This window comes from Acidobacteriota bacterium (genome assembly GCA_016195325.1).
GTDB lineage: Bacteria > Acidobacteriota > Polarisedimenticolia > JACPZX01 > JACPZX01 > JACPZX01.
Genome location: JACPZX010000027.1, coordinates 1 through 21,266 on the forward strand (window position 1 = coordinate 1; position 21,266 = coordinate 21,266).

General features: G+C 66.9%; 34 protein-coding genes and 2 pseudogenes. All 36 read right to left on the reverse strand.

From position 1 onward, the window contains the following. Positions 1-656: carbamoyl phosphate synthase large subunit (carB, locus tag HY049_06035; protein ID MBI3448462.1), on the reverse strand; the 656-nt coding region annotated here is incomplete at its 3' end. Beyond that, a complete protein-coding gene (gene rplQ / locus HY049_06040; GenBank protein MBI3448463.1) occupies positions 657-1,187 on the reverse strand; it encodes a 50S ribosomal protein L17 in 531 nt (176 codons plus the stop codon). Positions 1,188-1,257: 70 nt separating this feature from the next. Further along, positions 1,258-2,289 carry a DNA-directed RNA polymerase subunit alpha gene (locus HY049_06045; GenBank protein ID MBI3448464.1) on the reverse strand — a complete coding sequence of 344 codons (1,032 nt, stop codon included), beginning with the start codon at positions 2,287-2,289 and terminating at the stop codon, positions 1,258-1,260. A gap of 61 nt (positions 2,290-2,350) precedes the next feature. Beyond that, positions 2,351-2,977, reverse strand: coding sequence for a 30S ribosomal protein S4 (gene rpsD, locus HY049_06050; protein MBI3448465.1), 627 nt, complete (start codon positions 2,975-2,977; stop codon positions 2,351-2,353). Between the two features lie 18 nt (positions 2,978-2,995). Continuing rightward, on the reverse strand, positions 2,996-3,391 hold the full coding sequence (gene rpsK, locus HY049_06055) for a 30S ribosomal protein S11 (GenBank protein ID MBI3448466.1): 396 nt from the start codon (positions 3,389-3,391) through the stop codon (positions 2,996-2,998). 8 nt (positions 3,392-3,399) lie between these two features. After that, on the reverse strand, positions 3,400-3,786 hold the full coding sequence (gene rpsM / locus HY049_06060; protein ID MBI3448467.1) for a 30S ribosomal protein S13: 387 nt from the start codon (positions 3,784-3,786) through the stop codon (positions 3,400-3,402). Between the two features lie 58 nt (positions 3,787-3,844). Next, positions 3,845-3,958 (reverse strand): 50S ribosomal protein L36, encoded by a 114-nt coding sequence (gene rpmJ, locus HY049_06065; GenBank protein MBI3448468.1) that lies wholly within the window; start codon positions 3,956-3,958, stop codon positions 3,845-3,847. A 22-nt stretch (positions 3,959-3,980) separates the two neighbouring features. Further along, positions 3,981-4,199: a translation initiation factor IF-1 gene (infA, locus tag HY049_06070; protein MBI3448469.1), complete on the reverse strand. Its 219-nt coding sequence runs from the start codon at positions 4,197-4,199 to the stop codon at positions 3,981-3,983. Between the two features lie 21 nt (positions 4,200-4,220). Then, on the reverse strand, positions 4,221-4,985 hold the full coding sequence (map, locus tag HY049_06075) for a type I methionyl aminopeptidase (GenBank protein ID MBI3448470.1): 765 nt from the start codon (positions 4,983-4,985) through the stop codon (positions 4,221-4,223). Further along, positions 4,982-5,629 (reverse strand): adenylate kinase, encoded by a 648-nt coding sequence (locus tag HY049_06080; GenBank protein MBI3448471.1) that lies wholly within the window; start codon positions 5,627-5,629, stop codon positions 4,982-4,984. The genes map and HY049_06080 overlap by 4 nt, the downstream gene beginning before the upstream one ends. Before the next feature lie 22 nt (positions 5,630-5,651). Then, on the reverse strand, positions 5,652-7,031 hold the full coding sequence (gene secY, locus HY049_06085) for a preprotein translocase subunit SecY (GenBank protein ID MBI3448472.1): 1,380 nt from the start codon (positions 7,029-7,031) through the stop codon (positions 5,652-5,654). Continuing rightward, positions 7,028-7,489: a 50S ribosomal protein L15 gene (gene rplO, locus HY049_06090; GenBank protein ID MBI3448473.1), complete on the reverse strand. Its 462-nt coding sequence runs from the start codon at positions 7,487-7,489 to the stop codon at positions 7,028-7,030. The genes secY and rplO overlap by 4 nt, the downstream gene beginning before the upstream one ends. Then, entirely contained in the window at positions 7,482-7,712 is a 231-nt protein-coding gene (rpmD, locus tag HY049_06095; GenBank protein MBI3448474.1) for a 50S ribosomal protein L30, read from the reverse strand. The genes rplO and rpmD overlap by 8 nt, the downstream gene beginning before the upstream one ends. Then, positions 7,709-8,236, reverse strand: a complete 528-nt coding sequence (gene rpsE / locus HY049_06100) for a 30S ribosomal protein S5 (protein ID MBI3448475.1) — start codon at positions 8,234-8,236, stop codon at positions 7,709-7,711. Before rpsE ends, rpmD begins: the two co-directional genes overlap by 4 nt. A gap of 16 nt (positions 8,237-8,252) precedes the next feature. Beyond that, entirely contained in the window at positions 8,253-8,621 is a 369-nt protein-coding gene (locus tag HY049_06105; protein ID MBI3448476.1) for a 50S ribosomal protein L18, read from the reverse strand. An 85-nt stretch (positions 8,622-8,706) separates the two neighbouring features. Continuing rightward, a complete protein-coding gene (gene rplF, locus HY049_06110; GenBank protein ID MBI3448477.1) occupies positions 8,707-9,246 on the reverse strand; it encodes a 50S ribosomal protein L6 in 540 nt (179 codons plus the stop codon). 9 nt (positions 9,247-9,255) lie between these two features. Next, the gene (rpsH, locus tag HY049_06115) at positions 9,256-9,657 is read right to left on the reverse strand and encodes a 30S ribosomal protein S8 (GenBank protein MBI3448478.1); all 402 of its coding nucleotides are present in this window, start codon (positions 9,655-9,657) and stop codon (positions 9,256-9,258) included. 11 nt (positions 9,658-9,668) lie between these two features. After that, positions 9,669-9,854: a type Z 30S ribosomal protein S14 gene (locus tag HY049_06120; GenBank protein MBI3448479.1), complete on the reverse strand. Its 186-nt coding sequence runs from the start codon at positions 9,852-9,854 to the stop codon at positions 9,669-9,671. A gap of 19 nt (positions 9,855-9,873) precedes the next feature. Beyond that, positions 9,874-10,425: a 50S ribosomal protein L5 gene (gene rplE, locus HY049_06125; GenBank protein ID MBI3448480.1), complete on the reverse strand. Its 552-nt coding sequence runs from the start codon at positions 10,423-10,425 to the stop codon at positions 9,874-9,876. Positions 10,426-10,441: 16 nt separating this feature from the next. Beyond that, positions 10,442-10,774, reverse strand: coding sequence for a 50S ribosomal protein L24 (locus HY049_06130; protein MBI3448481.1), 333 nt, complete (start codon positions 10,772-10,774; stop codon positions 10,442-10,444). 3 nt (positions 10,775-10,777) lie between these two features. After that, positions 10,778-11,146 carry a 50S ribosomal protein L14 gene (gene rplN / locus HY049_06135; protein MBI3448482.1) on the reverse strand — a complete coding sequence of 123 codons (369 nt, stop codon included), beginning with the start codon at positions 11,144-11,146 and terminating at the stop codon, positions 10,778-10,780. 197 nt (positions 11,147-11,343) lie between these two features. Then, positions 11,344-11,592 (reverse strand): annotated as a pseudogene (gene rpsQ / locus HY049_06140) (30S ribosomal protein S17). Between the two features lie 177 nt (positions 11,593-11,769). Then, positions 11,770-11,952 (reverse strand): annotated as a pseudogene (rpmC, locus tag HY049_06145) (50S ribosomal protein L29). An 11-nt stretch (positions 11,953-11,963) separates the two neighbouring features. Then, complete coding sequence (gene rplP, locus HY049_06150; protein MBI3448483.1) at positions 11,964-12,392, reverse strand: 50S ribosomal protein L16; 429 nt, start codon at positions 12,390-12,392, stop codon at positions 11,964-11,966. Positions 12,393-12,399: 7 nt separating this feature from the next. Beyond that, positions 12,400-13,080, reverse strand: a complete 681-nt coding sequence (gene rpsC / locus HY049_06155) for a 30S ribosomal protein S3 (protein MBI3448484.1) — start codon at positions 13,078-13,080, stop codon at positions 12,400-12,402. 76 nt (positions 13,081-13,156) lie between these two features. Continuing rightward, positions 13,157-13,723: a 50S ribosomal protein L22 gene (gene rplV / locus HY049_06160; GenBank protein MBI3448485.1), complete on the reverse strand. Its 567-nt coding sequence runs from the start codon at positions 13,721-13,723 to the stop codon at positions 13,157-13,159. Between the two features lie 61 nt (positions 13,724-13,784). Then, entirely contained in the window at positions 13,785-14,087 is a 303-nt protein-coding gene (gene rpsS / locus HY049_06165; protein MBI3448486.1) for a 30S ribosomal protein S19, read from the reverse strand. A gap of 1 nt (position 14,088) precedes the next feature. Continuing rightward, complete coding sequence (gene rplB, locus HY049_06170) at positions 14,089-14,913, reverse strand: 50S ribosomal protein L2 (protein ID MBI3448487.1); 825 nt, start codon at positions 14,911-14,913, stop codon at positions 14,089-14,091. A 3-nt stretch (positions 14,914-14,916) separates the two neighbouring features. Continuing rightward, positions 14,917-15,216: a 50S ribosomal protein L23 gene (locus HY049_06175; protein MBI3448488.1), complete on the reverse strand. Its 300-nt coding sequence runs from the start codon at positions 15,214-15,216 to the stop codon at positions 14,917-14,919. Then, positions 15,213-15,842: a 50S ribosomal protein L4 gene (gene rplD, locus HY049_06180; protein ID MBI3448489.1), complete on the reverse strand. Its 630-nt coding sequence runs from the start codon at positions 15,840-15,842 to the stop codon at positions 15,213-15,215. Before rplD ends, HY049_06175 begins: the two co-directional genes overlap by 4 nt. 18 nt (positions 15,843-15,860) lie before the next feature. Next, complete coding sequence (gene rplC / locus HY049_06185) at positions 15,861-16,526, reverse strand: 50S ribosomal protein L3 (protein MBI3448490.1); 666 nt, start codon at positions 16,524-16,526, stop codon at positions 15,861-15,863. 51 nt (positions 16,527-16,577) lie between these two features. Continuing rightward, complete coding sequence (gene rpsJ, locus HY049_06190) at positions 16,578-16,895, reverse strand: 30S ribosomal protein S10 (protein MBI3448491.1); 318 nt, start codon at positions 16,893-16,895, stop codon at positions 16,578-16,580. A 33-nt stretch (positions 16,896-16,928) separates the two neighbouring features. Further along, on the reverse strand, positions 16,929-18,131 hold the full coding sequence (gene tuf, locus HY049_06195; GenBank protein MBI3448492.1) for an elongation factor Tu: 1,203 nt from the start codon (positions 18,129-18,131) through the stop codon (positions 16,929-16,931). A gap of 10 nt (positions 18,132-18,141) precedes the next feature. Beyond that, a complete protein-coding gene (gene fusA / locus HY049_06200; GenBank protein ID MBI3448493.1) occupies positions 18,142-20,232 on the reverse strand; it encodes an elongation factor G in 2,091 nt (696 codons plus the stop codon). Between the two features lie 18 nt (positions 20,233-20,250). Beyond that, complete coding sequence (gene rpsG / locus HY049_06205; GenBank protein MBI3448494.1) at positions 20,251-20,721, reverse strand: 30S ribosomal protein S7; 471 nt, start codon at positions 20,719-20,721, stop codon at positions 20,251-20,253. 102 nt (positions 20,722-20,823) lie between these two features. Then, positions 20,824-21,198, reverse strand: a complete 375-nt coding sequence (locus HY049_06210) for a 30S ribosomal protein S12 (protein MBI3448495.1) — start codon at positions 21,196-21,198, stop codon at positions 20,824-20,826. Between the last annotated feature and the right edge of the window lie 68 nt (positions 21,199-21,266).

Genomic DNA, 21,266 nt, shown 5'->3' on the forward strand with positions numbered 1-21,266 from the left:
TCCAGCTCGAACTCTTTCCACCCGATCACCGACTCTTCGACGAGCACGGTGCCCACCGGCGACTGCTGGAGCCCCCAGCGCACGGCCTCCTCCAGCTCCTCGGCGTTCCAGGCGATGGAGCCCCCGGTGCCCCCGAGGGTGAAGGAGGGCCTCACGATCGCGGGGAAACCAACCTCGGCCAGCACCTCCTCGGCCGCGGCCACCGAGTCGGCGTAGCCGGAGAGGGGCACCTCGAGGCCGATCTTCTGCATGGTCTTCTTGAAGAGGAGGCGATCCTCGGAGAGCCGGATCGCCGGGAGGGAGGCGCCGATGAGCTTCACGCCGAAGCTGTCGAGGACCCCCTCGTCGCCGAGGCGCATCGCGATGTTGAGCGCGGTCTGGCCGCCGACGGTGGGGAGGAGGGCGTCCGGCCGCTCGCACTCGATGACGCGCGCGACCATCTCGGGGGTGAGGGGCTCGACGTACGTCCGATCCGCGAACTCCGGATCGGTCATGATCGTCGCCGGGTTCGAGTTGATGAGGACGACTTCGTAACCCTCCTCGCGGAGGGCCTTGCAGGCCTGCGTGCCGGAGTAGTCGAACTCGCAGGCCTGCCCGATGACGATCGGTCCGGAGCCGACGATCAGGATCTTGCGGATGTCGGTCCGCTTGGGCACCTACTTCTTCGTGCGCGGGGCGCGCGCCTTCTTCGCGGCTCCCGCCTCGGGCGCGTCCGGCCCCTCGGAGGCGGCGTCCCCTTCGGGGGCGGCGTCCTTCTTCTTGCCGCGGAGCCGCTCCGCCAGGCGCCCGCCCATCGTGGTCTTCTTCTCGGGAGCCTTGTTGAAATCGGGCTCGGAGCCGAGAAGCTCGACGATGGCCATCTCGGCATTGTCCCCCTGACGATGGCCCAGCTTCAGGATGCGCATGTACCCCCCGTGCCGATCCACGTACCGGGCGGACAGGGTGTCGAACAGCTTCTTGACGATCTTCGGGTCACGGATCTGCCGCGCGACGAGACGGCGCGCGTGAAGGTCCTCGCGCTTCGACATGGTGATGAGCTTCTCCGCGTACGGGCGGAGCGTCTTGGCGCGGGGGAGCGTGGTCGTGATCCTCTCGTGCTCGAACAGGGAGGTCGACAGCGACCGCAACGCGGCGTTCCTGTGGGCCGTCTTCCATCCGAGCTTGCTTCCGATCTGTCGGTGGCGCATCGTCTTTCCCTCGCGTTCCGGGGCTTGCTTTCGTTCAGGCGGCGCTGGGCGTTCAGGCGGCGCTGGGCGTTCAGGTGGCGCTGGGCGTCGGCGTCGGCCCGAGCATCGGCGGCGCCGGCGCGGCGCCGAGCCGCTTCAGGCGCTTCTCGTCGATCTTCATGCCGAGACCGAGGTCCATCTTGGTGAGGATCTCCTTGATCTCGTTGAGCGACTTGCGGCCGAAGTTCTTGGTCTTCAGCATCTCGGCCTCGCTCTTCTGAACGAGCTCGCCGATGGTGCGGATGCCCGCGTTCTTCAGGCAGTTGTACGAGCGGACGGAGAGCTCCAGCTCGTCCACGCTGCGGGAGAAGTACTCCGCGAGCCGGTCGTCCTCGGGGGTGCGCTCCTCGTCGGACTCCTCGACCTGCTCCTCGAAGTTGATGAAGATGCTGAGGTGGTCCTTCATGAGCTTCGCCGCGAGGGCGACGGCGTCCTGCGGGAGGACCGCCCCGTTCGTCCACACCTGCATCGTGAGCTTGTCGTAGTCGGTCGCCTGGCCGATGCGGGCGTCCTCGACGGCGTAGTTGACCTTCTTCACCGGCGAGTGGACGGAGTCGATCGGGATGTAGCCGATGTCGAGGTCAGCGTCGAAATTGCGGTCGGCCGAGACGTATCCGCGGCCGGGCTTGACGCGCATCTCAATCGTCAGGCGCCCCTCCTCGGAGAGCGTGGCGATGTGGATGCCCGGATCGAGGATCTCGACGTTCGAGCTGGTCTCGATGTCGGACGCCTTGACCTCGCGGGGCCCCTCGGCGCGGATGAAAATCGTCTCGGGGTGATCGACGTTGATCTTCAGCGGGATCGACTTGAGGTTCAGGATGATGTCGGTCGTGTCCTCGTTGACGCCCGGGAGCGAGGAGAACTCGTGGAGCACCCCCTCGATCTTCACGGCGGTGATGGCCGCCCCCTCGATGGAGGAGAGGAGCACCCTCCGGAGGGCGTTGCCGACGGTGGTCCCCCACCCGCGCTCGAACGGCTGCGCGTGGAACTCACCGTACAGGTTCGTCAGCGAATCCCCACTTGACTCGAGCCGCTTGGGCTTCTGAAAGCCTTTCCAGAGCATGTCACCTCTCCGGGGGAGTTCCCCCCAACCTGAAGTCCTGTGGCGCGCTTGTTCGCTCCGGCTACTTCGAGTAGAGCTCGACGATGAGCTGCTCCGTGATGGGCATCGTGATGTCCTCGCGTCGCGGCATCGTCGTGACGGATCCCGTGAAGTTGGCGGCGTCGAGCGAGAGCCAGCCCGGCAGGCCGCGCCCGCGCGCCGACTCGACCGACGCCTTGACCCCTTCGTTCTTGCGCGTCGCGTCCTTGAGGCTGACCGAGTCCCCCATCCGCACCTGGAAGCTCGCGACGTCGACCTTGTGGTTGTTCACGCGGATGTGGCCGTGCGCGATCAGCTGGCGCGCCGCGGCCCTGGAGGTGGAGAAGCCGAGACGGTAGACCACCGTGTCGAGCCTCCTCTCGAGCATCAGGAGGAGGTTCGCCCCCGTGATCCCCTTCTTCCGCTCGGACTCGCGGAAGTAGCGGCGGAACTGCCGCTCGAGGAGGCCGTAGATCCTCTTCACCTTCTGCTTCTCGCGAAGCTGGATCCCGTACCCCTCGATCTTGGTGCGCCGGTTGCCGTGCTGGCCCGGAGCGTACCCTCTCTGCTCGATCGCGCAGGAGGGCTTGAAGCAGCGCTCGCCCTTCAGGAAGAGCTTGAGCCCTTCGCGACGGCACAGCCTGCAGACCGGACCTCGATGTCTCGCCACGTGCTTCTCTCCTTTAGGTCAGACCCGGCGCCGCTTCGGGGGCCGGCAGCCGTTGTGCGGAATCGGCGTCACGTCCTTGATGGCCTTGATGTCGTACCCGGCGGCCTGGAGGGCGCGGATGGACGATTCGCGCCCCGCGCCCGGCCCGCTGACGCGGACCTCGACCTGCCTCAGCCCGTGCTCGCGCGCCGCGGTCGCGGCCGCGGTGGCGGCCTGCTGCGCGGCGAACGGCGTTCCCTTGCGCGAGCCCTTGAAGCCCTGGATGCCGGCGGACGACCACGCGAGGACGTTCCCGTCGAGATCGGTGATGCTGATCACGGTGTTGTTGAACGTCGCGTGGACGTGAGCCACTCCCACGGGGATGTTCTTCTTTTCCTTCTTCTTTCCGGTGGCCTTCTTCTTGCCGACAGCCATGGTCTACCTCAACCCTTCTTGCCGACGGCGCGCTTCTTGCCGGCGATCGCCATGCGGGGTCCGCGCTTCGTGCGGGCGTTCGTGTGCGTGCGCTGGCCGTGACACGGGAGGTTCCTCCGGTGCCGGTAGCCGCGGTAAGAGCCGATCTCGATCAGGCGCCGCACGTCCTGCTGGATGTTCTTGCGGAGATCTCCTTCGACGCCGCCCTCCTCGGTGATGACCTGGCGGATGCGGGAGACCTCCTCCTCCGACAGATCCTTCACCTTGGCGTTCACGCCGACGCGGGCCTTGCCCAGGATCGCGTTCGAGCGCGCCCGGCCGATCCCGTAGATGTACGTCAGCCCGATCTCCACCCGCTTGTTCTGCGGGAGGTCCACTCCGGCGATGCGTGCCACGTCTTACGCCTCCTGTTGACGGGGAGCCCTTCGGGCTCCCTTGCCGGGGCCCTGAGGGCTATCCCTGGCGCTGCTTGTGCTTCGGATTCTCGCAGATCACCCGGATGATTCCCTCGCGCCGGATGATCTTGCACTTGTCGCAAATCTTCTTGACGCTGCTGCGGACCTTCATTCAATCCCACCCACGCTGCGGCTCACTTGAGCCGGTAGACGATTCGGCCTCGGGTCAGGTCGTACGGCGAGAGCTCGACCAGAACCCTGTCCCCGGGGAGGATGCGGATGAAATTCTTGCGCATCTTTCCCGAGATGTGCGCCAGGACCCGATGCTTGTTCTCCAGCTCGACGCGGAACATGGCATTGGGCAGCGGCTCCACGACCGTCGCCTCGACCTGAATCGCGTCCTCTTTCGGCATCCATTCCTCCGACTGCTGCGGTCAGCTCGCCGCGGGCGGCGGCGTTTCGCCGAGAATCCACGGACCCCTCGGCGTCACCGCCACGGAGCGCTCGAAATGCGCCGCGAGGCTCCCGTCGGCGGTCCGCGCCGTCCACTGATCGTCCTCGACGACGACCTCGCTGCTCCCGGCGCAGAGCATCGGCTCGATCGCCAGGACCATCCCGTCGGTGAGCCGCTCGCCGAAGCCCGGCTTCCCGTAGTTCGGAACCTGAGGGTCCTCGTGGAGGCGCCGGCCGATCCCGTGGCCCGTGAACTCGAGGACCACGGTGTAGCCGTGCTTCTCCGCGTGGGTCTGGACCCGGTGGCCGATGTCCTGGACCCGGTTCCCGATCTTCACCTCTTCGATGCCGAGGTACAGGCTCTCTTCCGTGACCTTCATGAGCTTTTCGGCGGCGGGGCTGACCGTTCCCACCGGAAGGGTCATGGCTCCGTCGCCGTAGAATCCGTCGATGATCACGCCGTAGTCGAGCCCGATGATGTCCCCGTCGCGCAGCGCCCGCTTCGACGGAATGCCGTGCACGATGACGTCGTTCGGAGAGGCGCACAGGGACTTCGGGTAGCCGCGGTATCCCTTGAACGCGGGGATCGCGCCCGCCTGCTTCGTCCACTCCTCCGCCTTCCGATCCAGATCGTCGGTCGTGACGCCGGGGGCGACGATCTCCTTGAGACGCTGGAGGACGTCCAGGACGACCCGGTTGCACCGGTCCATCGTCTGGATCTCCGACCACGTCTTGCAGAAGATCATGCCGCACCGAGCGCCGCGAGCGCGCGCCGCTTCACGTCTTCGATGCTGCCGGTCCCGTCAATCTCGCGGAGAAGCCCCCTCTTCGCGTAGTGAGCCGCAAGCGGGGCCGTCTGCTCGCGATAGACCTCGAGACGCTTCCGGATGACGTCCTCCCTGTCGTCGTCGCGCTGCGTGAGGCTCGTGCCGCACGCGTCGCAGATGCCGTCGCTCTTCGGCGGCGAGAAGGCGACGTGGAACGAGGCGCCGCACTTCCCGCACGTCCGGCGCCCCGAGAGCCGCCTCACCACCTCGTCGTCCGCCAGGTTCAGCTTGACGACGTGATCGAGCGACTCCTTCCGCGCCTGGAGCACCACCTCGAGGATCTCCGCCTGACGCAGCGTGCGCGGAAACCCATCGAGCAGAAACCCCACCCTCGCGTCGGCGCGCGCGAGCCTCTCGGCCACGATCTCGCCGACCACCTCGTCGGGAACGAGAGAACCGGCCCCGACGAGGGCCTTCACCCTCAGTCCGACCCGGGTGCCGGCCGCGATCGCCTCCCGGAGCATGTCCCCCGTCGAGATGTGGGGGACACCGAGCTTCGCCCGGATGGCCGCGGCCTGCGTCCCTTTCCCCGCTCCCGGCGGGCCGAACAGAATCAATCTCAACGCCACCAACCCGCTTCGCCTCTCAGGCGCGCCGGCCGCGCACGCGGGATCCCTTCAGGAACCCGTCGTAGTGCCTCATGATGAGCTGCGACTCGACCTGCTGGACGGTGTCCATCGCGACACCGACCACGATGAGGAGCGACGTGCCTCCGAAGTAGAACTTGACCCCGAGGCCGCTCGTCATCCATTCCGGCAGCGTCCTCTGCAGCATGGGCCCCACCCCCGGCAGCGCGCCGACGTTCAGCCCGCTGATGAGGAAGACCGGGAGCAGCGCCACGAGCGCGAGGTAGATCGCCCCGCCGAAGGTGATGCGCGAGAGGATGCGATCGATGTACTCGGCGGTGCGGCGGCCGGGGCGGATGCCGGGGATGAAGCCGCCGTACTTCTTCAGGTTGTCGGCCGTGTCCACCGGGTTGAAGATGATCGACGTGTAGAAGTAGCAGAAGAAGACGATGAAAACCAGGTAGAGCAGGTTGTAGAGCGGCATGTTGTAGTCGATCTGCCGCAGCGCCGCGCCGAGCCACGAGACGTCGCTGAGCCCCACCGCCTGCGCGAACATCCTGGGGATCGAGAGGATGGACGACGCGAAGATGACCGGGATGACGCCGCCGGTGTTCACCCGCAGGGGCAGGTGCGTCGCGACGCCGCCGTACATGCGCCGCCCGACGACCCGCCGGGCGTACTGGACGGGGATGCGCCTCTGGGCCCGCTCGACGAAGACGACCACCGCGACGACGGCGATCATGACGGCGACCAGCGCCAGGATCGCGAAGAGGTTCAGCGAGTGGCTCTGGTAGTCCTCGTACGTCTTCACGATCGCGCGCGGGAGGCCGACGACGATCCCCGAGTAGATGATGAGGGAGATGCCGTTCCCGATCCCCCGCTCGGTGATCTGCTCGCCCAGCCACATGATGAACGCGGTTCCGGTCGTGAGCGTGAGGATGGTGCATATCTGGAATTTCAACGCCCCGTACGACACCGCGTCGGGAAACTGCTTGCGGATCCACACCGCGATGCCGGCCGACTGGATGAGGCTGAGGACGACCGTGCCGTAGCGGGTGTACTGGGTGATCTTCCGGCGGCCGATCTCCCCCTCCTTCGAGAGCTTCTCGAGGTAGGGCCAGATGACCGTGAGGAGCTGGAGGATGATCGACGCGGAGATGTACGGCAGGATCCCGAGGGCGAAGATCGTCAGCCGGCTGAGGTTCCCGCCCGAGAAGAGATCGACGAGGCCGAGCATGTTGCCCGCCTGCGCGCGGAAGAACTTCTCGAGGGCCACCGAGTCGACGCCGGGCGTCGGGATGTGGGCGCCCACGCGGTAGACGGCCAGGAGGCCGAAGGTGTAGAAGACCCTCCGCCTCAGGTCGGGAATCGCGTAGATGTTCTTCAGGCTCTCGATCACAACAGCTCGACCTTTCCGCCCGCGGCCTCGATCTTCTTCTTCGCGTCGGCCGACGCGGCGTGCACCTTCACCGTCAGGGCGCGCGTGACCTCACCGCGCCCGAGGAGCTTGACCTTCCCCTGGGCCTTCCGCACGAGGCGGCTCTTGCGCAGCGCTTCGGGATCGACCGTGGCGCCCTTCTCGAACCGCGCCTCGAGGTCGTCCACGTTCACCACGAGGTACTCCTCGCGGAAGATGTTCGTGAAGCCGCGCTTCGGCACGCGCCGGTGGAGGGGCATCTGGCCCCCCTCGAAGCCGCGCTTCTGCGACGAGCCCGAGCGGGACCAGAATCCCTTGTTGCCGCGGCCGGCCGTCTTCCCCTGGCCGGAGCCCGGCCCGCGGCCGAGCCGCTTGCGGTTCTTGGTCGAGCCCTTCGCGGGCGACAGGTTGTTCAAACGAAGCGGGGTCTTCTCAGCCACGCGGGCCTCCCGTCGCGGGTCCGACGACGCGGACGAGGTGGGGGATCGCCCCTACCATCCCGCGGATCGCGGCGTTGTCCGGCCGCTCGACCCGCTGGTTGAGCTTGCGGAAGCCGAGCGCGCGGAGCGTCCGCTTCTGCTGCTCCTGGCAGCAGATGCCGCTCCGGTACTGCTCGATCACGATCGTGCCCGCCTTCTTCGTCGGCTTTGCCCTGGCTGTCACGGCTCTCCCCTGCCTCGCGACTCGGAAAGATCGGGAACGTTCTTCCCGCGCAGCCTGAGCTGCGTGTCGGGATCCTTCAGGCTCGCGAGACCGGCGAAGCACGCCTTGACGACGTTGTGCGGGTTCGCGCTCCCGAGCGACTTGGTCAGGATGTCCTGGACGCCGAGCGACTCGAGGACGGCGCGGACCGCGCCTCCCGCGATGACGCCCGTTCCCGGCGACGCCGGAAGCATCAGCACCCGCCCCGCCCCGAACCGTCCGGTGACCGGGTGCGGGATCGTGGTCCCCTTCAGCGCGACCTTCATGAGCGTGCGCTTCGCCCTCTCGATCCCCTTCGCGATCGCCGACGGGACCTCCTTGGCCTTGCCCATGCCGTATCCGACGTTTCCCCTGCCGTCGCCGACCACGACGAGAGCACTGAAGGAGAAGTTCTTGCCGCCCTTCACGACCTTGGTGACGCGGTTGATGTGGACGACCGTGTCCTTCAGGTCGAGCCCGGACCTGTCTACCCTCGGGTTCGCCATGAAACTGCTGCCTCCGTCAGAACTTGAGTCCCTTCGCGCGCGCGCTGTCCGCGATCGCCTTGATGCGGCCGTGGTACTGGTAGCCTCCGCGATCGAAGGTCACCGTCGGCACGCCCTTCTCGGTGAGCCGCGCCGCAATCACCTCGCCGACGATCTTCGCCGCCGCGATGTTGCCGCCGTTCTTGATGCGCGACTTGACCTCGGCGTCGAGGGTCGAAGCCGCCGCGATGACCCGGCCTGCCGTGTCGTCCACCACCTGCGCGTAGATGTGATTGAGGCTGCGGTACACGCACAGCCTCGGCCGCGCGGGAGTCCCCGCCACCTTGGCGCGGTAACGAAGGCGCCGGCGGCGCCGAATGACCTGTCGATCCCGTCTGGTTTCCATCTCTCTCTAAGCTCCGGTCGTTCTTTCGCCCGGCTACGCGCCGGACATCTTTCGCCCGGCTACGCGCCGGACATCTTTCGCCCGGCTACGCGCCGGTCTTGCCAACCTTCTTCTTGACGTACTCGCCGGCGTAGCGGATCCCCTTCCCCTTGTAGGGCTCGGGGGGCCTGAAGCCGCGGATCTCGGCCGCGACCTGCCCGACCCTCTGGCGATCGGTCCCCGCGACCATGATGCGGGTCTGCTTCTGGTCCACGGAGATCGCGACCCCCTCCGGAACCGGGTAGACCACCTGGTGCGAGAAGCCGAGAGCCATCTCGAGGTTCTTTCCCTGGACCTGCGCCTTGTATCCGATGCCGATGATCTCCAGCTCGCGCGTGAACCCGTCGGTGACGCCCTTCACCGCGTTCGCGAGGAGCGCCCGCGCCATGCCGTGCAGCGCCTTGTCGCGCTTCCCGTCGGCGCGGCGCTTGAGCGTCGCGGCGGTCGCGGTGACGTCGCAGGAGATACCGTCGGGGAGCGGCGTGTGGAGCGTTCCCTTGGGCCCCTTCACCTGGATCGCCGACGGGGTCACGGTGAGCGTGACTCCCTTCGGGAGGGTGACGGGGAGCTTTCCGATTCGCGACATGATCCGCTCCTACCAGATCTTACAGAGGACTTCGCCGCCGAGACGGCGCTGCCGGGCGTCGTCGCCCGACATCAGGCCGCGGGACGTCGACAGGATGGAGATGCCGATGCCGCCGAGGACCTTCGGGATCTCGTCCATGCCGGCGTACACGCGGCAGCCCGGACGGCTCACGCGCTCCAGGCCGTTGAGGACGCGCTCGCCGCGCGGACCGTAGCGGAGATCGAGCACGAGCCGGCTGTGCCTTCCCTCCTCGTCGACGACCTTGAAGTTGTCGATGTACCCCTCCTCCTTGAGGATCTTGGCGATCTCCACCTTGATCTTGGAGGCGGGCATCTCGGTGCGCGCGTGCTTGCCCATCAGCGCGTTCCGCACGCGGGTCAGCATGTCCGAAATCGGATCCGTCATCACCATGGCTTCTTTTCCTACCAGCTCGACTTGGTCACGCCGGGGATCTCCCCGGAGAGCGCCAGCTTGCGGAAGCAGAGCCGGCAGAGCGCGAACTTGCGAAGGAAACCGCGGGGCCGGCCGCAGGAGCGGCAGCGATGCCGCACCCGGACCATGAACTTCGGCTTCCTCTCCATCTTTGCGAAGAACTTCGTGCTTGCCATACCGCCTCTGCCCCGCGACTCAGGGCTTTCTGAAGGGGACGCCGAACGCCTGGAGGAGCGCGCGCGACTCGTTGTCGGTCCTCGCCGTGGTCACGATCGTGATGTTCATTCCCTTGATCTTCTCGACCTTTCCCGTCGTCACTTCCGGGAAGATCGACTGGTCCGTGACGCCGAGCGTGTAGTTGCCGCGGCCGTCGAACGCCTTCTCCGAGACGCCCTTGAAGTCGCGCACGCGCGGCAGCGCGATGCTGACGAGGCGATCGAGGAACTCGTACATCCGGTTGCCTCGGAGCGTCACGCAGCACCCGACGGGGACTCCCTCGCGCAGCTTGAAGTTCGCGATGCTCTTCTTGGCGCGGCGCAGCGCGGGGCGCTGGCCCGTGATGAGCCCGAGCTCCTCCACCGCGGCGTCGAGAATCTTGATGTTCTCCTTCGCCTCTCCGACGCCCATGTTGACGACGATCTTCGTGATGCGGGGCGCCGCCATCGGGCTCGGATAGGCGAACTGCTTGGTGATCTCCGGGAGGATTTCCTTGCGGTAGCGCTCCTGGAGTCTCGGCGTCGTGGCCATGTCGGTCTCGCTCTCCCTACTTTCGATCCAGCATTCCCTGGCACTTCCGGCATACCCGGTGCCGCTTGCCGTCCTCGAGCATCTTGCGGGCGACCCGCACCGGCTTGCTGCACTCCGGGCAGATGACCATCAGGTTCGAGACGTGGATGGGGGCCTCGCGCTCCACGATGCCGCCCTTGATGTTCTTCGAAGGGTTCGGCTTCGTGTGCTTCTTGATGAAGTTGACCCCCTCGACGATCGCCCGCATCTTCGCGGGGTAGACCCTCAGCACCTTGCCCCGGGGCCTCTCCTTGCCGCGCTTGCCGGCGATGACGAGGACCATGTCGTCCTTGCGCACGTGGAGACTCATCGGTTAGAGGACCTCCGGGGCGAGCGAGACGATCTTCATGAACTTGCGCTCTCTCAGCTCGCGGGCCACGGGACCGAAGACGCGCGTCCCGACCGGCTCCTTGGCGTCGTTGATGAGGACGGCGGCGTTCTCGTCGAAGCGGATGTACGTGCCGTCCTTGCGGCGCTGCTCTTTCTTCGTGCGGACGATGACCGCGCGCACGACCTGTCCCTTCTTGACGGTTCCGTCGGGGCTCGCCTCTTTGACGTTGGCCGTGATGATGTCGCCGAGCCTCCCGTAACGGCCGATGGATCCGCCGCGGACGTGGATGCACGAGATCCGGCGCGCTCCCGAGTTGTCGGCGACCTCGAGGATCGTCCGCATCTGGATCATGGCGCCTTCACCTCATCCTTGGCGGGCTTCGCCGTCTTCCCGGCCGCGCGCTTCCCGCCTGCCGCCTTCGGCGCCTTGACGGCAGCCTGCGGCGATGCCGCGTCCGCGGCGGCGGCCGCGGCGGCGCGGCGCCTGAGCTTCGGGCTCGGGGCCGCCGGGGCGGCGACCGCGGCCGCGGCCGTCACGGTCCGATCCACGGGCTGGCCGCCGCGCAGGATGGAGCGCACGCGCCACCTCTTCAGGCGGCTCAGCGGCCGCGTCTCGACGAGCGTGACGACATCGCCGATCTTGCAGGCGTTCGCCTCGTCGTGCGCGTGGAACTTCGACGTTCTCTTCACGACGCGGGAATAGCGCGGATGCGAGACGCGCCGCTCGACCGCGACGACGATGGTCTTGTCCATCTTGTCGCTGACGACGATTCCCACCGTGGTTCGGCGCCGCCTCAGGGCGACGCCTTCGGTCTGATCGGACATCTCTGTTGGCTCCAACTAGGCACCCTCACTCTTCGCACGACGCGGGCGCTTGCCCGACTTTTCCTTCACGGCCGCGCCCGCCGCGGCGCCCGCGGAGACCGGCTCCGCCGCCTTCGACTCCGCCCCGGCGCCCCCCTCGGCCTCCCGGTGCCGCTCGATGCCGAGCTCGCGCTCCCGGAGGAGGGTCTTCACCCTCGCCAGGTCGCGGCGCGTATGCCCGAGCCTCGACGGATTCTCGACGTTTCCCGTCTGGAGCTGGAACCGGAAGCGGAAGATCTGCTCCGAGAGCTTCGCTTCCTCGACGCGCAGCTCGTCGACGCCCAGCTCGGCCATCTTCTGGATCTTCACGCGTGCTCCTCGCCCGCACCGGGCCGCTTCACGAACTGGGTCCTGACGCCGAACTTGTGCGACGCCAGGCGCAGAGCCTCGGTGGCGTCCGCCAGCGGAACCCCCTCGATCTCGTACATGATCCTGCCGGGCTTCACGACGGCCACCCATTCCTCGGGCGGCCCTTTCCCCTTGCCCATGCGCGTCTCGGCCGGTTTCTTCGTGACCGGCTTGTCGGGGAAGATCCGGATCCAGAGCTTGCCGCCGCGCTTCATGTGGCGCGTGATCGTGACGCGGGCCGCCTCGATCTGGCGGCTGGTCACCCAGCCGGCCGAGAGCGACTTGAGCCCGTAGTCGCCGAACGCGAGCGTGGACCCGGTCCACGCCTTCCCGGCCCTGCGCCCGCGCTGCTGCTTGCGGAACTTGACCTTCTTGGGCATCAGCATGGCGCGATTACCTCAGGCCTTCCTGCGGCACGAGCCGTCCGCCCTGGTCGCGACGGCGGCCGAGCTGGTCCAACTCTCCCTTGTAAATCCACACCTTCACGCCGATCTTCCCGTACGTCGTCTGCGCCTCGGCGAAGCCGTAGTCGATGTCGCTCCGGAGCGTGTGCAGCGGAAGCCGGCCGTTCAGGTACCACTCGGATCGGGCGATCTCAGTCCCCGCGAGGCGGCCGGAGCAGCGGATCTTGATGCCCCGCGCGCCGAACCTCACCGCGGCCTCGATCGCCTTGCGCATGGCGCGCCGGAACGCGACGCGCTTCTCGAGCTGCATCGCCACCGACTCGCCCACGAGCTGCGCCTCGAGCTCGGGCTTGAGGATCTCCTGGATATTGATGAAGACCTCGCGCCCTGTCTTCTTCTGGATCTCGTCCCTGAGCTTGTCCACCTCGGAGCCGCGCTTGCCGATGATGATGCCGGGGCGGGACGTGAGGATGTTGATCTTCAGCTTGTTCGCCGCGCGCTCGATCTCGATGCTCGAGATGCCGGCGTGCGCGAGCCTCTTCTTGAGCTCCGCGCGGAGCCTGAGGTCCTCGTGCAGCCACTCGGCGTACTTCCGCTTCTCGTACCAGCGCGATCGCCACGGCTTGTTGAACCCAAGCCGGAACCCGTAAGGGTGAACCTTCTGTCCCAAGGAAACTCCTCGCACGCCCAGAGGCCCCGCCCCGGTGAGGGGGCGCGGCCCATCGGTCATTCGGATGATGACGCTGTTACTTCTTCACCTTCGTGGTCTTCGTCGATTCGGATTTCGTCGTTCCGGGCTTCGCGGTCGCCGGCTTAGCGCTTCCCGTCCTCGCGCCCGCCTCGGCCTTCGCGCCGCCCTGAGCCTTCTCCCCCGATCCCTTCGCGACCTTGTCGCCGGCGGCTTTCGCGGACCTGTCACCGGCGGCTTTGGCCGACTCGGCGCGGCGCCTGGCGCGCGACTCGCGCGGCCTCGCCTCCTCGCGGGCGTCGAGCTCCAGCGTGATGTGGCACGTCCGGCGCAGCACGCGGAAGGCGCGGCCGAACGTGGCCGGCCGGATCCGCTTGAACGACGGCCCGCCGTCCACCACCGCGCGGCTCACGTAGAGCGTGTCGGCGTCGACTCGCTGGTCGCCCTTCTCGGCGTTCGCCACCGCGGAGCGCAGGACCTTGACGACGTCCCGCGAGACCGCCTTCGGGCTCTCGCGCAGAAGCGCCACGGCGCGGTTCACGCCCAGACCCCGGATCTGGTCGATGACGAGGCGCGTTTTCTGCGCCGACGATCTCAGGTACCGCATCCTTGCCCTGGCGATCATGTTCCCCTTGCCTCGAGTGGGTCTTCGTGATCCACGACGGGTCGAGCGACGACGGGTCGAGCTAAGACGGGGTCTCGGGGGTTCCCACGGCGGCGGTCTTTTCACCCTTCGCCGTGTGACCCTTGAACGTCCTGGTGAAGCTGAACTCGCCGAGCTTGTGCCCGACCATGCTCTCGGTCACGTAGACGGGGATGAACTTCCTCCCGTTGTGCACCGCGATCGTGTGGCCGACGAAGTCGGGGACCACCGTGGATCGCCGCGACCACGTCTTGACGACCTTCTTCTCGAACTTGCGGTTCATCTCGTCGATGCGCTTCTTGAGGTGCCCGTCGACGAAGGGGCCCTTGCTTATGGATCGGCTCATGCTACCGCTGCCGCCTCCTGACGATTTGCGCGTCGGTTCTGGGGTTGTTGCGCGTCTTGTACCCCTTCGTGGGCTTGCCCCACGGCGTGACGGGGTGACGGCCGCCGCTGGTCTTTCCCTCGCCGCCGCCGTGCGGGTGGTCGATGGGGTTCATCGAGACGCCGCGGTTGATCGGGCGCCGTCCCATCCACCGCTTGCGCCCCGCCTTGCCGATGGAGACGTTCTCGTGATCGAGGTTGCCGACCTGCCCGATCGTCGCCATGCAGTCGAGGTGGACGAACCGGACCTCGGTCGAGGGGAGCCTCACCTGCGCGTACTTCCCTTCCTTCGCGAGGATCTCGGCGGAGCCGCCGGCCGAGCGGACCATCTGCCCGCCCTTTCCGATCTTCAGCTCGATGTTGTGGATCGGGATTCCCGGCGGGATGTTCCGCAGCGGGAGCGCGTTGCCGACCTGGATGTCGGCCGCAGCCCCCGAGACGATCTTCTGTCCCACCTGGAGCCCCGCCGGCGCGATGATGTAGCGCTTCTCCCCGTCGGCGTACACGAGGAGCGCGATGCGCGCGGAGCGGTTCGGGTCGTACTCGATCGTCGACACCGTGGCGGGGATCCCGAGCTTGTCGCGCCGGAAATCGATGATGCGGTACTGGCGCTTGTGGCCGCCCCCGCGGTGGCGGATCGTCATCCAGCCGCGGTTGTTCCGGCCGCCCGTGCTCTTCTTTGGCTCGAGCAGGCTCTTGAGCGGCGTGTGGACGGTGATCTCGTCGTTGGTGAGCCGCGTCTGGAAGCGCACGCCCGGCGATGTCGGGGAGAGCGTTCGGATGGGCATCGCCTACGTCCCCTCGAAGTATTCGATCATTTTTTCGCCGTCCTTCAGCGTCACGTAGGCCTTCTTCCAGCTGGACTGGTACCCCTGGGTCTTTCCCCGCCGCTTCATCTTGCCGGCGACGTGGATCGTCCGGACCCCGCTGACCTTGACCTTGAAGAGCATCTCGACGGCGCGCTTCACGTCGATCTTGTTTGCGTCGGGGTGGACGCGGAAGCACAGCGTCCGGGTCCTGTCCTTGAGCTCGGTCGTCTTCTCGGTGACCACGGGGCCGAGAATCGTCTGGTGGAGCGGGCGCAGGCTCATGCCGCGAGCACCTCCGCGAGCACCTTCGCCGCCGACGTGGACATGACGAGGTACTCGTACTTGAGGAGATCGACGATGTTGAGCGACGCGGAGCGCAGCACCTTGCACCGCGGCAGGTTCCGGGCCGCGAGCATCAGGTTGCGGCCGATCGGCTCGTCGAGGATCAGCGCCCCCTTGACCACGCCGAGCGCCTCGAGGGACTTGACGAGCTCGGCGGTCTTGTGGGACGAAAGCTCGAGGTCCCTCACCACGAGAATTCTCCCCTCGCGAAGCTTCTCGGAGACGGCCGCGCGGAGCGCGCCCTGCCTCTTCTTCTTCGGGAAGGCGAAGCCGTAGGAGCGGGGCGTCGGGCCGTGCACCGTGCCGCCGTGCCGCCACAGCGGTGAGCGGATGGAGCCGATGCGGGCCTGCCCCGTCTTCTTCTGCTTCCAGAGCTTGCGTCCCGCGCCCTGGACCTCGCCGCGCGTCTTCGTGTCGTGCGTTCCCGAGCGCGCCTCGGCGAGATAGTGCTTCACGGCCTCGTGGACGAGGGCGCGGTTGGTCGCCGCGCCGAAGACGTCCTCGGGCAGCGATTCCTCGCCGACCTCGTGCTTCGCCAGATCGTAGACCTTCACGGTGGATTCCATCTCGAGACTCCGCGGGCCCTAGGACTTCTTGGACTTCTTACTGACCACTCCGCGCGACGACTTCGCCTTCTTGATGTACAGGATCGCCCCGCGGGCTCCCGGGACCGCGCCGCGCACGACGAGCAGGTTGTTCTCCTCGTCCACGCGCACGACCTGGAGGTTCTTGACGGTGACCGTGTCCCCGCCCATTCGGCCGGCCATCCTCTGTCCCTTGAAGACGCGGGACGGGAACGACGAGGCGCCGATCGAGCCGGGGGCGCGGTGGAACATGGAGCCGTGCGACGCGGCGCCCCCGCTGAAATGGTGCCGCTTCATGACGCCCTGGAACCCCTTCCCCTTGGAGGTGCCCACGACGTCGACGGTGTCGGCCGGAGCGAACATGGTCACGAGCACGCGGTCGCCGACGTTGACCTCGGCCTCGTCGAGGCGCGAGAACTCCTTCTGCGTGCGAAGGAGGGGAAGCGAGTGCTTCTCGAGGTAACCGCGCTGCGGCTTGTTGACCCGGCGCGTGTTCACCTTCTCGACGTAGCCGAGGCGCACGGCCTCGTAGCCGTCGCGCTCTTTCGTGCGCTTCGCGACGACGACGCAGGGGCCGGCCCGGAGCACGGTGACGGGCACAGCGGTCCCGTCCGGCTCGTAGAGCTGGGTCATTCCCACCTTGCGCCCGATCAATCCTTCGACCACTTCGCTGCTCCGTTCGCCGTCAGGCTCCGAAAAATCCCTCTGTCATCTCTCTCAGGAACCGAATGCCTTGATCTCGACGTCCACGCCCGCCGGCAGATCGAGCTTCATCAGCGCGTCCACCGTCTGAGGGGTCGGCTCGAGGATGTCGAGGAGCCGCTTGTGCGTCCTCATCTCGAACTGCTCCCGCGACTTCTTGTCGACGTGCGGCGACCTCAGAACGCAGATCATGTTCCGGTCCGTCGGCAGCGGGATCGGCCCCACGACCCTCGCCCCGGTCCGCTTGGCGGTGCCCACGATTTCGCTCGTGGACTGGTCGAGGATCCTGTGGTCGTACGCCTTCAGCCGGATTCTGATCTTCTGGTTCAACATCAACTCTCCAGTCTCGACGCGGCAGCGCGCCCTCTACTCGACGATGTCCGTGACCGTGCCCGCGCCGACCGTCCGGCCCCCCTCGCGGATCGCGAAGCGGAGCCCGCGGTCCATGGCGATGGGCGTGATCAGCGTGATCTCGAGCGTCGTGTTGTCGCCCGGCATGACCATCTCGACGCCGGCCGGCAGCGTGGCGCTTCCCGTGACGTCCGTCGTCCGGAAGTAGAACTGCGGACGATAGCCGTTGAAGAACGGGGTGTGGCGGCCGCCCTCCTCCTTCGTGAGGATGTAGACCTCGGCCTTGAACTTGGTGTGCGGCGTGATCGACCCCGGCTTGGCGCAGACCTGGCCGCGCTCGACGTCCTCGCGCTCCGTGCCGCGGATGAGCAGCCCGACGTTGTCGCCGGCGAGTCCCTCGTCGAGGAGCTTCTTGAACATCTCGACGCCGGTCACCGTCTTCTTCTGCGTGTCGCGAACGCCGATGATCTCGATCTCCTCGTCGACCTTCACCTTCCCCTGCTCGATGCGGCCCGTGACGACGGTGCCCCGGCCGGAGATGCTGAAGATGTCCTCGACGGGCATCAGGAACGGCTTGTCGAGAGCGCGCACGGGGATCGGGATGTACTCGTCGACCGCGTTCATGAGCTTCACGATGGCGCCGCAGTCGGCGCAGTCGTCCTTGCCGCAGCCGTGCTGGCCGGCCTTGAGCGCGGAGCCGCGGATGATGGGCGTCTCGTCGCCGGGGAACTTGTACTTGTTGAGGAGGTCGCGCACCTCGAGCTCGACGAGCTCGAGCAGCTCGGGATCGTCGACCATGTCGACCTTGTTCAGGAAGACGACGATCTTCGGCACGCCGACCTGGCGGGCGAGCAGGATGTGCTCGCGCGTCTGGGGCATCGGGCCGTCGTTCGCCGCGACCACGAGGATGGCGCCGTCCATCTGCGCCGCGCCGGTGATCATGTTCTTGATGTAGTCGGCGTGGCCCGGGCAGTCGACGTGCGCGTAGTGGCGCTTGTCGGTCACGTACTCCACGTGGGCGGTCGCGATGGTGATGCCGCGCTCGCGCTCTTCGGGAGCGTTGTCGATCGAGTCGAACGTGCGCACCGCGCTCTTCGGATTACGGGCGTGCAGGATCGTCGTGATCGTCGACGTCAGCGTGGTCTTGCCGTGGTCGATGTGGCCGATCGTGCCGATGTTGACGTGCGGCTTGCTCCGGTCGAACTTTTCCTTCGCCATCTATCTCCTCCTAGGGGGCTGGCGTGCCCTGAATGCCGGCCACGACCTCCTCGGCGATGTTGCGCGGCGCTTCTTCGTATCTGAGGAACTGCATCGTGTAGTTCGCGCGGCCCTGGGTCCGCGAGCGGACGTCGGTCGCGTACCCGAACATCTCCGAGAGGGGCACGGTCGCCGACAGGACCTGGAATCCCGCGCGCGGCTCGATGTGGTTGATGCGGCCCCGGCGGGAGTTCAGATCGCCGATGACGTCGCCCATGTACTCCTCCGGGAGCACCACCTCGACGGCCATGATCGGCTCGAGAAGGACGGGGTGGGCCGCCTTGCACGCGGCCTTGAAGCCCATGGAGGCCGCGATCTTGAACGCCATCTCGGACGAGTCGACATCGTGGTACGAACCGTCGATGAGCGAGACCTTGATGTCCTTCATCTCGAACCCCGCGAGGATGCCGCCGGTCATCGCCTCCTTGATGCCGGCCTCGATCGGCGAGAAGAACTCGCGCGGGATCGACCCACCGGTGATCTGGTTGTCGAACTCGAACCCCTTGCCCGGCTCGAGGGGCTCGACGTGGAGCTTCACGTGGCCGTACTGCCCCTTGCCGCCCGTCTGCCGGATGTACTTCCCCTCGGCGTTCGCCGGCTTGCGGATCGTCTCCTTGTACGCGACCTGCGGCTTGCCGACGTTCGCCCCGACGCCGAACTCGCGCACGAGTCGGTCGGTGATGATCTCGAGGTGCAGCTCGCCCATCCCGCGGATGATCGTCTGGCCCGTCTCGTGGTCGAGGTGGACGCGGAAGGTCGGATCTTCCTGGGTGAGCTTGTTGAGCGCCGCGCCGAGCTTCTCCTGATCGGACTTCGTCTTGGGCTCGATCGCGACCGCGATGACGGGCTCCGGGAACTTCATCGCCTCGAGGATGATCGGTGACTTCTCCTCGCAGACCGTGTCGCCCGTGCGGGCGGCCTTCAGCCCGACGACGCCGCAGATCTCGCCCGCGTAGACTTCCTTCACTTCCTCGCGCTTGTTCGCGTGCATCTCGAGGAGGCGCGCGACGCGCTCGCGGTTGTCGCGGGTGGCGTTGAGGACGTACGTGCCCGACTTCATCACGCCCGAGTAGATGCGGACGAAGGCGATCTGCCCGACGAACGGGTCGGTCATGATCTTGAACACGAGCCCCGCCATCGGCTCCTTCTCGCTCGGCTCGCGCCGGCCCTTCTCGGCCTGGCCGGGGACGTCCCCCTCGACCGCCTTCACGTCCATGGGCGACGGGAGGTAGTCCACGACCGCGTCGAGCAGGGGCTGGACGCCCTTGTTCTTGAACGCCGCGCCGCAGAGCACCGGCGTCGCGTGGCGCGTGATCGTCGCCTTGCGGAGCGCGCCCTTGATCTCCGCGACCGAGAGCGGCTCGCCCGCGAGGTACTTCTCGAAGAGCTTGTCGTCCATCTCGCACGCGACCTCGGTGAGCTTCTCGCGGCGGAACTTGACCTCCTCGAGGTACTCGGCCGGAACCGGCAGGACGTCGAACTCCTCGCCGTGCTCGTCGTCCTTGTAGACGATCGCCTTCTCCTCGACGAGGTCGATCATCCCCTTGAAGCGCTCCTCGGCCCCGATCGGGATCTGGATCGCCACCGGCCGCGCCCCGAGGCGCGTGGTCATCTGGGTGATGCAGCGGTCGAAGTCGGCCCCCTGCCGATCCATCTTGTTCACGAAGGCGATGCGCGGGACCTCGTAGCGGTCGGCCTGGCGCCACACCGTCTCGGACTGCGGCTCCACGCCGCCCACGGCGCAGAAGACGCCGACGGCGCCGTCCAGGACGCGGAGCGAGCGCTCGACCTCGGCCGTGAAGTCGACATGGCCCGGCGTGTCGATGATGTTCACCTGGTGATTGGCCCAGAAGGCGGTCGTCGCGGCGGACGTGATCGTGATGCCGCGCTCCTGCTCCTGCTCCATCCAGTCCATCGTCGCGGTCCCTTCGTGCACTTCGCCGATCTTGTACGTCTTGCCGGTGTAGTAGAGGACACGCTCCGTGGTCGTGGTTTTCCCCGCGTCGATGTGCGCCATGATTCCGATGTTCCGCACTCTATCGAGCGGAGTTCGCCTGGGCATGACCTCTGAGCGTCCTTCCTACCAGCGGTAGTGCGCGAAGGCCTTGTTGGCCTCCGCCATCTTGTGCGTGTCTTCTCTCTTCTTGATCGCGCCGCCCGTGTTGTTCGAGGCGTCGACGATTTCCGCCGCGAGCTTCTCGCGCATGCTCTTCCCGCCCCGCTGCGAGGCGTACAGCGTGATCCACCTCATCGCGAGCGAGAGCCGGCGATTGGGGTTCACCTCGACCGGGATCTGGTAGGTCGAGCCTCCGACGCGGCGCGCCTTGACCTCGAGGGACGGGCGCACGTTGTCGACGGCCTTCTTGAAGACCTTCAGCGGATCGTCCTTGGTCCGGTCCTTCACGAGATCGAGCGCGCCGTACAGGATGCGATCGGCCGTGCTCTTCTTCCCGCCCTTGAGCAGAACGTTGACGAACCGTGTCACCAGAGTGGACTGGTAGACCGGATCCGGAAGCACTTCGCGATGCGGAACGACACCCCTTCTCGGCATTCTTTGTTTTCCCGGGCAGCGGCACTTTTCGCCGCGTGCAAGACGAGTCCGGTTCGGTGGGCGCCCTCGCGCGACGAGGACGCGCGTTGCGGCTCGGCCCGATTACCCCTTGGGCCTCTTGGCCCCGTACTTGGACCTGCTCTGCTTGCGGCCCTCGACGCCTGCGGTGTCGAGAGTTCCACGCACCACGTGGTAGCGGACGCCCGGCAGGTCTTTCACACGGCCTCCGCGCACGAGCACAATCGAGTGTTCCTGAAGGTTGTGGCCGACCCCGGGTATGTAGGTCGTGACCTCGATCCCGTTCGTCAGCCTGACGCGGGCGACCTTTCGGAGTGCCGAGTTCGGCTTCTTGGGCGTCTGCGTGTAGACGCGAACGCAGACGCCGCGCTTCTGCGGCGACGAGACAAGAGCCGGGCTCTTGGTCCTGCCGCGCTGAAGCACGCGCCCGAACCTGACCATCTGGCTGACTGTCGGCACTTCGACACCTCTCTTCTGTTCGCCGTTCCGCGACGTCGGGTTGCCACGAGGGCACGTCCGGAAAAGCG

Bases quoted from the DNA above. Each gene is read 5' to 3' on its own strand.
- rplQ (MBI3448463.1), bottom strand. From the start codon at position 1,187: ATGCGCCACCGACAGATCGGAAGCAAGCTCGGATGGAAGACGGCCCAC.
- HY049_06045 (MBI3448464.1), bottom strand. From the start codon at position 2,289: ATGCTCTGGAAAGGCTTTCAGAAGCCCAAGCGGCTCGAGTCAAGTGGG.
- rpsK (MBI3448466.1), bottom strand. From the start codon at position 3,391: ATGGCTGTCGGCAAGAAGAAGGCCACCGGAAAGAAGAAGGAAAAGAAG.
- rpmJ (MBI3448468.1), bottom strand. From the start codon at position 3,958: ATGAAGGTCCGCAGCAGCGTCAAGAAGATTTGCGACAAGTGCAAGATC.
- infA (MBI3448469.1), bottom strand. From the start codon at position 4,199: ATGCCGAAAGAGGACGCGATTCAGGTCGAGGCGACGGTCGTGGAGCCG.
- map (MBI3448470.1), bottom strand. From the start codon at position 4,985: ATGATCTTCTGCAAGACGTGGTCGGAGATCCAGACGATGGACCGGTGC.
- rpsE (MBI3448475.1), bottom strand. From the start codon at position 8,236: ATGGCGAACCCGAGGGTAGACAGGTCCGGGCTCGACCTGAAGGACACG.
- HY049_06105 (MBI3448476.1), bottom strand. From the start codon at position 8,621: ATGGAAACCAGACGGGATCGACAGGTCATTCGGCGCCGCCGGCGCCTT.
- rplF (MBI3448477.1), bottom strand. From the start codon at position 9,246: ATGTCGCGAATCGGAAAGCTCCCCGTCACCCTCCCGAAGGGAGTCACG.
- rpsH (MBI3448478.1), bottom strand. From the start codon at position 9,657: ATGGTGATGACGGATCCGATTTCGGACATGCTGACCCGCGTGCGGAAC.
- HY049_06120 (MBI3448479.1), bottom strand. From the start codon at position 9,854: ATGGCAAGCACGAAGTTCTTCGCAAAGATGGAGAGGAAGCCGAAGTTC.
- rplE (MBI3448480.1), bottom strand. From the start codon at position 10,425: ATGGCCACGACGCCGAGACTCCAGGAGCGCTACCGCAAGGAAATCCTC.
- HY049_06130 (MBI3448481.1), bottom strand. From the start codon at position 10,774: ATGAGTCTCCACGTGCGCAAGGACGACATGGTCCTCGTCATCGCCGGC.
- rplN (MBI3448482.1), bottom strand. From the start codon at position 11,146: ATGATCCAGATGCGGACGATCCTCGAGGTCGCCGACAACTCGGGAGCG.
- rplP (MBI3448483.1), bottom strand. From the start codon at position 12,392: ATGCTGATGCCCAAGAAGGTCAAGTTCCGCAAGCAGCAGCGCGGGCGC.
- rplV (MBI3448485.1), bottom strand. From the start codon at position 13,723: ATGATCGCCAGGGCAAGGATGCGGTACCTGAGATCGTCGGCGCAGAAA.
- rpsS (MBI3448486.1), bottom strand. From the start codon at position 14,087: ATGAGCCGATCCATAAGCAAGGGCCCCTTCGTCGACGGGCACCTCAAG.
- rplB (MBI3448487.1), bottom strand. From the start codon at position 14,913: ATGCCCATCCGAACGCTCTCCCCGACATCGCCGGGCGTGCGCTTCCAG.
- HY049_06175 (MBI3448488.1), bottom strand. From the start codon at position 15,216: ATGAGCCTGCGCCCGCTCCACCAGACGATTCTCGGCCCCGTGGTCACC.
- rplD (MBI3448489.1), bottom strand. From the start codon at position 15,842: ATGGAATCCACCGTGAAGGTCTACGATCTGGCGAAGCACGAGGTCGGC.
- rpsJ (MBI3448491.1), bottom strand. From the start codon at position 16,895: ATGTTGAACCAGAAGATCAGAATCCGGCTGAAGGCGTACGACCACAGG.
- tuf (MBI3448492.1), bottom strand. From the start codon at position 18,131: ATGGCGAAGGAAAAGTTCGACCGGAGCAAGCCGCACGTCAACATCGGC.
- fusA (MBI3448493.1), bottom strand. From the start codon at position 20,232: ATGCCCAGGCGAACTCCGCTCGATAGAGTGCGGAACATCGGAATCATG.
- rpsG (MBI3448494.1), bottom strand. From the start codon at position 20,721: ATGCCGAGAAGGGGTGTCGTTCCGCATCGCGAAGTGCTTCCGGATCCG.